The 12,622-nt window shown below is 49.9% G+C and carries 4 protein-coding genes; all 4 read left to right on the top strand.

Annotated features, from left to right (window positions below; genetic code table 11):
• The first annotated feature begins 8 nt into the window (after positions 1–8).
• Entirely contained in the window at positions 9–1,664 is a 1,656-nt protein-coding gene (locus H6F86_RS03135; RefSeq protein WP_190446654.1) for a tetratricopeptide repeat protein, read from the top strand.
• Between the two features lie 154 nt (positions 1,665–1,818).
• Entirely contained in the window at positions 1,819–4,494 is a 2,676-nt protein-coding gene (locus H6F86_RS03130) for a CHAT domain-containing protein (protein WP_190446653.1), read from the top strand.
• Between the two features lie 11 nt (positions 4,495–4,505).
• On the top strand, positions 4,506–11,627 hold the full coding sequence (locus tag H6F86_RS03125) for a DVUA0089 family protein (protein ID WP_190446652.1): 7,122 nt from the start codon (positions 4,506–4,508) through the stop codon (positions 11,625–11,627).
• 66 nt (positions 11,628–11,693) lie between these two features.
• A complete protein-coding gene (locus H6F86_RS03120) occupies positions 11,694–12,527 on the top strand; it encodes a DUF928 domain-containing protein (RefSeq protein ID WP_190446651.1) in 834 nt (277 codons plus the stop codon).
• Positions 12,528–12,622: the final 95 nt, after the last annotated feature.

Raw genomic sequence — 12,622 nt, 5'->3', positions numbered from 1 at the left:
CTAAGCAGATGGTAGTCCGATGGCGGGGTAGACAACGGATCAAATGGGGACTCATTGCCGTTCTGTGGTGGAGTCTTATGCGTTCGTCTGCGATCGCTGCCGAACGGCTGGAGGGACTGAAAGACCCCAGCTACTGGATTCAGCTTTGTACTCTGCTGTCAACGACCAAGCCAGCCGACGCCCTTTCTGCCTGTGAACGCGCGATCGCGCTGCGTCCCGGTGATGCCCAACTCTGGGCACGATATGGTGCGCTACAACTGGGGCTGAAACAATATCTCGATGCAATCGCCTCACTGGATCAAGCCATCAAACGGCAGCCTAAAAATGCTCAAGTCTTGACCGATCAATGCCTTGCCTGGACTGCCCTCAACCAAAAGGAACCCGCCCTTGCTGCCTGCGACAAAGCGCTTCAAGTCAATGCCAACTGGGGCAATCGCTCGGCGGTCGTTGCTCATCATGCTCGCAGCGTCATTTTGAACCAACCGGAAGTGTATGAAGCTGCCCTCAAAGTCTACGAGAGTGTGCTGCAACAAACGCCAAATGATTCACTAACGTTGTTTTATCGCGGTGAAACGCTGGTAAAAGTAGGGCAACTGCCAGTGGCGATCGCCATGTTTGACCGGGCGCTTCAAGGCAACGGCAATTGGGGACCAGAAGCCCCCCTTCAGGTTTGGTATGCCCGTGGCACCGCTCACCGCAACCTGGGTCAGCTAGAGTTAGCAGTTCAATCCTTTGATCGTGCGCTACAGCTCGACCCCAACCATGCCCCCAGTTGGTTCCAGCAAGGTCACAGTCTGCGTCAACTCAAGCGGCCGTCCGAAGCGTTGATCGCTTACAACCGAGCGGTAGAGTTAGAGCCGAAGTCCGCTCAAGCGCTCTTGGGGCAATGCATTGTGCTGAATCAGGTGCAGCAAGCCGAGGCAGCGCTGGCTGCTTGCCAAAAAGCCATCCAGGGTGGTGACGGCTGGAGTGCAGCTGATCTGGCGCAAGCCTGGAACCAGCAGAGTCAGGCTCTCGCAACGCAGGGCAAACTAGAAGACGCACTGGCGGCAGCTAATCGGGCAGTGGCAATGCGATCGGACTGGGGAGAAGCGTGGAGCGATCGTGCCGTGGTGCTCTGGTATCTCAAACGCTATGAAGAGGCGCTGGCATCCGTGCAAAAAGCAGTGACCATCAATCCTGATGATGCGCGTGCCTGGGCTAATCAAGGGCGCATCTTGCGATCACTGAACCAACCAGAAAAGGCGCTAGCTGCTTACACCGAAGCCACCAACCGCGATCCACGAGATGCAATCACTTGGGCGAATCAAAGCGTTGTGCAATGGACACTTGGCAATTTTGACGCGGCTCTGGAAACGGCGAATCGATCGCTGGCAGTCAATCCTAAGCTGGTGCAGGGATGGCAAAATCGTGCCGTGGCGCTGGTTGCTTTAAAAAAATATCCAGAAGCGCAATCCAGCTACGAACAGGCGATCGTGCTGGACAAAACGAACGCTGAAGCCTGGGCAGGACTGGGCTTAGTGCTGGCACAACGTCAGCAGTATCCCAAAGCTATTCAGGCGTTGCAAACCGCCCTTAGCCTCAATCCTCAAAATCCGCTAGCTCAACGAGCACTGCAAGCCCTGACCGAGGCACAGCCACCAGCGGCACCAAGTCTACGTTGAAAGAATATACGTTAAAAATGTACTTTAAAGCGGTTTGTAGGTGCAGTTCATGAGAGTAAGAGGTGAGGGCTAACTAAAGTCCATTGTGTAACTAGAAAGGGTGCTAGACAGTTGAGATAGTCCGCCAGTCCTTGCGCTCAGAAGAAGGTTTTCCATGCTATCGCGTCGTCGCTGGTTATGGGTTGCAGCATTTCTGCTTACGATCGCGCTGAGTCTGCATCCCTGGAGCGGTGACGCAACACCAGCGATCGATACGCTGCTTCAGCAGAGCCGCCTGCGCTATGAAGCGGGTCAACTTAACGAAGCAAAAGCCCTCCTCCAACAAGCACAGCAGCAGTCTCAAGCGCAAGGCGATGCCTTGACGCAAGCGATCGCTCTAAGTAATCTGGCTTTAATTGAAAGTGACCAGGGAGACTGGCAGGCTGCTAACCAGTCGATCGCGACGAGTCTCCAAATCTTGCAAGCCGCTGCTAAAACGCCTGCCAAAATAGCCGTTTCCGCTCAGGTGTTAAACGTGCAGGGACGACTGCAACTGGCACAAGGAAAGGCTCAAGCCGCCCTACAAACCTGGCAAAAAACCACCACGCTGTATCAGCAAACGCAAAATTCAACTGGGGAACTGCAAAGTCAGTTGCGTCAGGCCCAGGCGCTACAAGCGTTAGGACTTTATGAGCGTGCTTACCAGGAGGTGTTGCTGCCCCTGCAAGAGCGACTGCGGCAACAGCCCAATTCAAGCACCAAAGCCTGGGGGCTGCGAAGTTTGGGAACTGCTATTGGCATTGTTGGCAACCTGACGGAAGCACAGAAGGTAACGCAAGAAAGCCTTGCGATTGCCGAGCGCCTCAAAGATGCCCAGGAAACTGCCGCTAGTCAACTGGCTCTAGCGAATTTGCTTGCCACCCGTATTCGAGAAAATAGCAATACTGGCAACCTGAAGAAACTGGAGCGAGAGCAACTCCAGCGCGACATTACGAACGCCATCACCCTTTACGAACAGGCAGCCGTACTGCCATCGCCGAACCGTCTGCGGGCAGAATTGAACCATCTCGCGCTCCTAACCCATCTCGCGCTGCTGATCAAGAGCGCCGAGACCGGCTCCCAGATGGATGCCAACCCATTGATCACGTTCCTGAAACAAATGATCACGTCCCGACAAGCATTGATCACATCACTACAACCAACTCTTCTTACCCTGCCACCCGATCGCCCCAGCATTGAAGCGCGCTTGAATTTTGCCAACAGTCTCTTGCGCCTGCCTGCTAACAAAGAGACGTTAGCAAACACCACTCTTCCCCTACTTGGCAAAGCAGTTGATCAGGCAAGTACTCTGCATGACTCTCACCTACTCGCCAATGCCCTTGGCAATTTAGGACGGGCACAGGAACAAAGCCAACAGCTCGCAGTCGCCCAAAAGACAACAGCACAGGCATTACTGACGGCAAAGTCAGGCAACGCCATCGCCCAAATTTATCGGTGGTCAGCCCAACTAGGACGGTTGCAAGAACAGCAGGGCAATCGTCAGGGTGCGATCGCCTCCTACACGCAGGCAGTGAACGCGCTGCGTACCCTGCGGAGCAATTTGTTGGGCATCACTTCAGAAACACAGCTACTTGATCAAGAGACCCTAGAGCCTGTGCATCGGCAATTGGTCAGCCTGCTTTTACCAGACGATGGCTCACAGCCCAGTAGCAATACGCTGAAGCAAACCCGCGAAGTGATTGAATCGCTGCAACTCGAAGAAATTAACAACTACCTTCGTGCGTCCTGTTTGCAAGCGCAAGTGGAAATTGACGCTGTTCCAGTACCCAACAAAACAGCCGTCATTTACCCGCTCATTCTGCCAAAACGAATTGCCATCATCGTCAGCGTGACCGGGCAGGAAACCAAATTATATAGCCAGCCGATCGCCCACGAAACTGTCGAAGCAACGGCAACGATATTGCAGAAAAGGCTGCGAAATCGGATTAGTTTGAAATATCAAGAACCATCTAAGCAGTTGTATAACTGGCTAATCAAACCGATTGAAACGGTTCTACAACAAGAGAAGGTAGAAACCCTGGTATTCGTTTTAGATGGTGCGTTTCGCAGTGTGCCGATGGCGGCTTTATTAGATGGCGAACAGTTTCTGATTGAAAAATACAGCATTGCCACCACACCCGGACTGAAACTCACCGACCCGAAACCATTGCAGGCAAGAGCGCTGTCTAGTGTTGCCTTTGGGCTGTCAGAAGCAAGCACCATTAGCTTACCGGGGGGTGGCTCTCAATCTTTCTCAGAGCTGCCGTTTGTGCAAGCAGAATTGGCAGATCTGCAAAAGCAGATTCAGCCATCGCTGGTGGAACAGAACAAAGCCTTCACCCGGAATCAGTTCAAACAATTGCTCCAGAAATCGCAAGCACCCATTGTCCATCTCGCCACCCACGGACAATTCAGCGCCAACCGCGATCAAACGTTTCTGGTCGCGTCCGATGGCGTGATCAATATTGACGACATGGTGATCGCGCTCGGTACAGGCGATAACACGCGCACTACTCCCATTGAGCTTCTGGTCTTAAGTGCGTGCGAAACAGCTCTTGGTGACGATCGTGCCCCTCTTGGTTTAGCAGGCATTGCGCTGAAATCTGGTGCAAGAAGTACGGTTGCCAGCTTATGGCAGGTCAACGACAACGCCACAGCCCTGTTGATGCAGCGCTTTTATCAAGCAGTGGCAACTCGTACAGTGACGAAAGCTGAAGCTTTGCAACAAGCACAACAGTTGCTTCTCAATAACCAATCTCTTCGCCATCCTTACTTTTGGGCACCGTTTGTTTTAATTGGTAACTGGTTATAGCGGAGATTTTTATGCAACGTCGCGATCGTGCTTATAAGGTTAGCTTGTGGCTACTTGCCTCTTTTGCTTTAGCCAGTTTCGCCACTAGGGTGCAGGCGCAGGTGGTACCCGACAATACCCTTGGCAACGGCAATAACTCAGTCACGTCAGCCACTGGCAACCGCACTGATATCACCGGCGGTGCAGGGCGTGGTTCTGCCCTATTTCATAGTTTTGAGCGGTTCAACATTAGCCCCAACGAGCAAGTGTATTTTGCTAATCCGACGAGCATTCGCAACATTTTTAGTCGGGTGACAGGTGGCAGCCTTTCCAACATTGATGGACTGTTGGGTGTGGCTGGCAGCGCCAATCTGTTTTTCATGAACCCCAATGGCATTATCTTTGGTCCCAATGCCCGTTTGGATGTGTCTGGCTCCTTCTTAGCAACTACCGCCAATGCGCTGGAGTTTCCCGATAATCAGAAGTTTGCCGCCACGGGCGATCGGGCTGTGCCCTTGGTGGAAGTGAATCTTTCGATCGGGCTACAATTTGGTGCTAACCCTCCTGCCATGCTCACAAACCAGGGCAACTTGTTTGCTGGACAAGACTTAACGCTGACATCTGATCGCTTGACATTATTAGGGCAATTAGTTGCTGGTCGAAACCTTACTCTAAAAGCCGAAGATACTGTGCAAATCAGAGATGGAACATCAACTCCCTTTCTAGCACTATCGGGGGGAAACACTCTGATCCAGGGCAATAACGGCATTGATATTTTTGCCCTTAATTCTGCTACCCCCTCATTCCAAAGCTATGGCAGTTTCACCCTGATTAGTGATGGCATAATCTCTGCCGATGCTCATTTCCTCAGTGGTGGTAACTTTTCCATGCTGAATCGAGCAGGACAACCAGGCAAATTTGTGAGTATCTATGACCCAATTATTCTTGTTAATGGAGATGTCACCTTTGGTGACTATGAAGGCACGGCACTGAAAGTAGAAGCCACAGGTAGTATTACAACTGGACGGATTACCATCACGGGTCCAGATCCTAATTTTGCTGGAATTCCAACAACGATCGGTCGTGTTAATCTTACTGGCACAACTAACGTAGATAGCGCTGATATCTCCAATGGATTTGGTGCTGTTCCTACTAGCGTCTTGGAAAGTTTTTTGGGACTAGCAGCCAATACCCTAACTGGGTTAGGAAATGGAACCGCTACTGAAGGATCAGCACTCAGAGCAAGCTTTAATGTGCCAGCAGTCGGAGTTGGTGATACTGCTCAGTTTGACTGGAATTTTATCACCTCAGATGTTGCGCCCTATAACGACTTTTCATTTGTGACCTTGACTGGTCCTGATACAAATATTGTCAACACCCTAAGAAGTAGGTCTGCTTCACCCTCTACTAGTCCCTTCCAGCAAACAGCACTAGCTCCTGGGCGCTACACCTTAGGGATTGGGGTGGTGGATGTGCTAGATGCCTCAGTTGACTCACGTATTGATGTCAGCAATATTGTGCCAACCCTAACCCGCTCTACTGATCCAGATGCACCAACACTGGGTCGGAGTTCGGCGTTAATTTTACGCTCTGGAGCAACCATTACAACTCCCTTTACGGTGCTGCCAACCTCTACTGGAGGAGCTACTTTCAATTCTGGTGGCACCTTGCCCACAGGTAGTATTCAAGTTACAGGAATTAATACGTCATCTGCTACTGGAGCAGGTGGACCTGTCATTTTAGATGCCCAAGGAGGAAACATTTCTTTTGTTTCGTTCGACCCGAAACTTCCTCCCTCAATTAATACCTCCTCTTCTTTTGATACTGGGACGGGAGGTTCTGTAAGCCTCATAGCAACAGGCGATATTACACTTCCAAATACCCGCATCCTCAGTACTGGTCGCGCTGGCTCCGGCAACGTAACAATTACAGGAGCAAATGTTTCTCTGACTGATGGTACGTTAGTCGATGCAGGTGCAATTGGTACCAACGGCATCAGTGGTAATGTCTTCATTACAGCCCAAAATGGTGGTTCCATCAATCTAAACCAGAGTGCTGTGATCACATCCATTAACACGGGCGCTCAACCTAGCCGTGACCTCGCCAATGTCCCACCGGAAGGCAATATTACTCTCCAGGCTGGCTCCATATCATTTTTATCATCAGTGCTGAATGCAAGTACCAATGGTGGCAGAAATGGCGGGACTGTTCTGTTACAAGGCATCACCAACAGTCCTCTCAATAGCGTTTCTTTGGATAGTGAAAGTGCGATCGTTACAACGGTGGATGCTCAGGCAGGTGACCCAACTGGAACGAACATCATTCAAGGTGGCAATATTCAGATCACCAGTGGAACGCTGGCTCTTACCAATGGCAGTAGTTTACAGGCTCAGAACTTAAGCAGCCAAAATACAAGAGCCGGTAATATCACGTTGGATATTTCTGGTGCCGATAGTGCTACTACGCCGGCCCTCAATATTTCAGGCATTGGTTCGACCCGCTTACCCAGTGGCATTTTTGCTTCCAATGAAGCGGATATCAGTGCATCGGGGGGCGGCAACATTACCGTGAATGTTCCCAATGGCACGATGGGTGTGTCCGATCGTGCCGTACTCAGTACCCAGAATCGCAGTGATGTTACAGGTGGTAGCATCACGGCAACTGTACAGAATTTACAAATTAGTTCCGGCGGTCAATTTATTGCGTCTACTACTGGCAGCGGTGCTGCGGGAAGTATTGTGGTCAATGCCACAGGAACTGTTGATATTTCTGGTTCTGCAACCCCCTTTCCTGCCCCGTTGACATCTCCCTTCAATCAACCCGGTAATCCAACAACAGTGGCATTCCCTGGCACTTTCAATGCCCCTACAAATAATCCAACGACGCAACCTAATATTGAGTCATCCGATCGCTTCCAACATCAAACGGTAACAGCTAACGGAACAGACCAATTTGTCTATTACTCCTTTGAAGTTTCAACAGCAGGAAGTCAGGCCATTTTTGATATTGATGGTGATGCTAATAATAATGATGCTGCTGATGTAGGTAGTTTTGACACTGAACTGTTTCTGTTTAATGCTACCACTGGCGAGTTACTCGCCCAGAGTGATGATTCCGATACCGCTAATGGTGGAACTGGCAGTAGTTCTGTGATTGGCTCTGACGCGGGTGGTCAATATGATTCCTACATCAATTATGTATTTTCGACACCAGGTGAATACGTCTTGGGGGTTGGCAAATTTTCTACTTCTAGCGTTGCTGCACCGACCTTCCTCCAAGGAACTGCTCCTGCTACCACTGATACCTACAATCTCCAGGTTTCTCTGGAAGCACCAGGTCAAAGCCAGGGATTGATTCCCAATCAGGGTCTCAACAGCGGCTTGTTTGCCCAAGCTCTTTCTACTGGAAGAGGTGGAAGTATTACTGTTCAGGCAGCAACCTTGGGGATAAGTAATAACGCCGAAATCAACGCTAGCACTTCTTCAAGTGGTAACGGTGGCAGCGTTAACATTAACAATGTTGGCTCGGTTACGCTGAACAACAACGCAAATATTAGTGCAAATACTTCTCCTTCTTCAGGCGGTAATGGAGGAAGTATCAGTATTACAAATGCAGGGTCAGTGGCGCTTACCAACAACTCCAATATTAGTGCAAACACCGAAGGAGATGGAATAGGCGGTAGTATTGAAATCTCTTCAGGCTTGTTTTCGTTAAGCAGTAACTCTGCCTTGAATGCAACCACGACTGGCAATGCAAATGGTGGTAGCGTCTCTATTACCACTACAAATACCCCTGGTTCACCTGTTAGTACGCCAATTCTTCAAATCGATGGTGGGAGAATCTTTGCAGGTGTTGAAAGTCCAGTTAAGCCGAATTTCAGTGATACCACCCCTGGTATAGGTGGAAACATTACCCTCACGGCTAATAATGGGTCAATCTCAATGACTAACCTAGCACTGGTGGATGCTAGCACTAACAGTGATGGGAGAGGAGGTGATGTTCTGGTGCAGACGACAGGTGGCGGAGCAGTTTCCATAATCAGTGGTTCTCGCATTGAAGCACAGACAAGGGGATTTGGTGCAGCAGGGAATATCCAGATCAATGCACCCGATATCTTCATCTCCGGCGCTGCCGCATGGGGCTCAGAACCTCTTTATAGTGGGCTATATGTTTCTGCACAAAATCAGAATAGTGCACCCGGCGGAAGTATCTCTGTCAACACAGCCACACCTGGACAGAGGCTAGTCGTTTCAGAGGGAGCGGTTTTAAGTGCTCTTAACCGCAGTATAAATCCTGGTGGCAGTATCGCTGTGAATGTTGAGAGTATTGAACTTCTCAATGGTGGGCAATTAGTCACTGCGGCTGAAAGCACAGGTCAAGCAGGCAATATTACCATTGAAACTCCCAATCTCTTGATCTCTGGAACCACTAATGTTGTCAGTCGGCGCAACGTAGCAAATGATAGTGGTGAATTGCTTGAAGCTGAGCCGAATAATTTACTAATAGGTTCACAACCGATCAGCAATTTTTCTCTGTTGACTAATTCGAATACTGAGTCATCTACAGTTATTCCTCATGTCACTGTTTCTGGTAACGGAGATGGCACATTCGACTACTACTCATTTAATGCCACGACTGGCAATCGAGCTATCTTTGACACCGATAGCGACCTTGATACTCGACTCTTCCTCTTCAATGGCACAACCGGAGAGTTGTTAGCACAGAATGATGATTCTAATACCTCACTCGGTGGTCAGGGCAGTAACAGTACCTTAGACTCTTACATTGACTATACTTTCACGAACCCTGGACTCTATATTATTGGCGTTGGCAAATATGACTTTGCTCCAAGTGGTACAACTCCTAATCCGACTACGGGAGTGGGGACAGTACCATTTAGGGGTGGAGACACCTATATCCTCCAAGCTTCCATTGATCAGCGCAACACCCGCAATGCTAATCAGGCTTCCATTGATCCATCCAACACCACTAACGTAAGTCGAGTTACCAGTAGCGGACTATTTGCTCAAAGTACGGCTGTTGGTGGTGCGGCTGGTAGCATCACTGTTAATAGCACAGGAACTGGACAAGTCATCCTCAATAATGGGGGTCAAATTTCTGGTTCTACGGTTTCTGGGCAGGGAGGAAGTATCAACCTCAATGGACTGAGTACCTTACAGGTTGCAAACAGCCTGATTTCCACATCTACCACTGGTGACGATGGTAGTGCTGGCGCGATCTCTGTAAATGCAGCTTCTGTGGGTTTAAGTGGAGTTTTGCCAGGTGGTATCCTACCTTCCGGTACAGCTCAAATTGGTGGTTTGTCAGCCCAAGCAGACCAAGGCACTGGTTCATCGGGACAAATTGCCGTAAACACTAGTCAGCTAACCGTTCAAAATAGAGCCGCGATCGCCGCCGCCACCGATTCTGGTATAGGGAATAACATCACCCTCAGTGGGGTAGATACTTTGCAAGTCAGCAATAATAGCAATATTTCCGCCTCAACCGAAAGCGGTATTGCTGGCAATATTACGTTAAACACCACAGCCAGCCCAGCCGCCACAGTTGTTCTCAACGATGGCAGCATAGCGGTGACAGCAGAGCTGGCAGGAGGAAGGGCTGGCAGTGTCACCCTAAATGCCCGATCGATCGACCTACAGAACAACTCCGACATCTTGGCTTCCAATGTCTCTGCTCCCAGCAATGTCAGCAGTGGAGACATTACGTTAAACAGATTAAATACCCTAAATCTGAATAACAGTCTGATCTCCGCTTCCACTCAAAGCGGTGTGGCTGGTAATGTCAGTGTTAATGGCAACGGTCAACCTGCTGCTCAAGCCGTCACATTGAGTGGAACAGGTCAGTTTGACTTAAATGATAATGATTTGATTGACAGGAATGAAACAGTTGGTGGCATTATTGCCACAGCCACCAATGGGGGTAATGCTGGTGCAGTTAGTATCAATACCACAAGTTTAGATGTCAACAATGGAGCATCCGTTGCGGTCGGTAGTGCTAATGGTGATGGTACAGCGGGTAGCGTGGATATTCGTGCCAGAACTGTAACTCTCAATAATGCAGCCCAGATTTCAGCCGAAACCGATGCGGGTGGAGCCAGTAGACCAGCCGACATCACGTTGCAGGGCTTGCAAACGCTGACTGTGAATAACAGTTTGATTTCCTCCTCCACCCAAAGTGGCACTGCCGGAAACGTAGAGATAAATGCCACTGGACAAGTTCTCTTCAATGGCACTTCTACTGCTTTACGGGATAGTCAAGGAAACTCTCGGATCGATCGTAATGGTAATCCGCTAGGAGGACTTGTGGCAGAAGCCAAACAGGGAGGAACAGCGGGCGATGTAACCATTACTGCTGGACAATTCACAGTGCAGGATGGGGCACGGGCAAGTGTTAGCAGCCCCGATGGTCAAGCCGGAAGTTTGAGTGTGACTACAAACGATCTCCGGCTCAACCGGGGCACCCTAGAAGCGATTGCTGGGGCTGGAGACGGTGCCAACATTACCCTCAAGGTTGCGCCAGGAGGATTACTGTTGTTGAGAAACGGTAGCCTAATTTCAGCCAATGCCAACAACCAGGCGAATGGTGGCAATCTCATCATCGATGCGCCCTATATCATCGGGCAAACGTTTGAAAACAGCGATATTGTGGCGAATGCAGTACGGGGACAGGGTGGCAAGATTGATATCAAGGCGAATGCGATCGTTGGATTGAGATTTCGACCAAAACAAACGCCTCTCAGCGATATCACCGCCAGCTCGGACTTTGGTATCAACGGCAGTGTGAACCTTAACACTCTCTCGACTGATGTCACCCGGGGGGTTGCGACACCCCCGGTCATTTTCACTGATGTTTCCCAACTTAATAAGAGCGCTTGTGAAGCCGTAGGAGCAAAGGCTGCGGTCAACAGTGAACTTCGTATTGCCGGACAGGGTGGTGTGACCTTAAGCCCAACGGCACCCTTACCTGCTCAACAAACCTCTAGTGACTGGGTTTCGCTAGATGTTAGCCCCCAAGTGCAAACGAATGTCACCTTTTCCAATGGGGCAACCGTCGCATTACAACCAGGACAAACTTATCAAGTGCAAGCGACCTGTATCAAAAGTTGGAAAGAGCAGCAGCGATCGCTCCTCTAGAAAAACACAACACCATTCAGCTTCTACCAAACATCCACTCAGTTGAACCTGGAGGTTAATCAAATCATGAAATACTGCACTCAACTTGTGCCTGGTTTAGCATCCTTACTCCTTCTTACAAGCATCCCTACGAAGGGACAGGCTCACACCAATATTTCACCCAGCTTAACCGTTCCATCTGCCCCAGCACTCCAGGCTCAACGTAGACGGCGTGCCCTTTCTTGGCGTGTGGGTGTGCGACCATCCCTTTCCCGCCTTAGTGGGTTTAGCCGCAGCATCAACAGTTGCACCGATCAGACACAGATTACTGCCTTTGTGCCACCACGCCGATTAGATGAAAAAATTGATAAGGGGTATGGCGCTGTTGATACCACTTTGTCGAGCCATCCCACCTTTTGGGTACAATTAGCGTCAGTGCCAGCAGGTACACAAATGCAATTTACGCTGCAAGATGAGTTTGGTAAAAAGCAGCTTTACAATAGCTGTTTTCAGTCCAAAGAACCAACTGGTCTTTTGGGTATTCGTCTGCCCCAAACAGCACCCGCTCTAACGGTTGGCAAGCAGTATGTGTGGCAGATGGCAATCGTCTGTGACCTTAATGATCGTAGTAGCGATCGCGGTGTGCTAGGTAGCTGGATTCAGCGTCTTGATCCAGCCCAAATTAAGCCAACACAAGGGTTTAATCCAAAACCATTAGTGCAAGCGTTAGCGCGTGCATCTAAGCAAGAACAGCCTGCTTTGTATGCTGACTTGGGCATTTGGCAGGATGCTGTCACGACCCTCATTGATCTGCAACTAAAACAGCCCAAAAATCAGAAATTAAAAGCTGACTGGCGTAGCTTATTAGCAGGGGCGCAGATGAACGAATTTATAAACGCGCCTTTTCTCGGCGTGAAATAAGCATACTCACTGCTCCCAAACCCTTGCCTTAATCTTGCTAGCTCAGATGCCGCTACCGAACGCTTGTTTCTCCGTTAGCTAGAAACGTACATTCG

It is taken from the genome of Phormidium sp. FACHB-592, from assembly GCF_014695795.1.
Lineage (GTDB): Bacteria > Cyanobacteriota > Cyanobacteriia > Leptolyngbyales > Leptolyngbyaceae > Stenomitos.
This window is presented reverse-complemented; position numbering and strand designations above follow the sequence as displayed.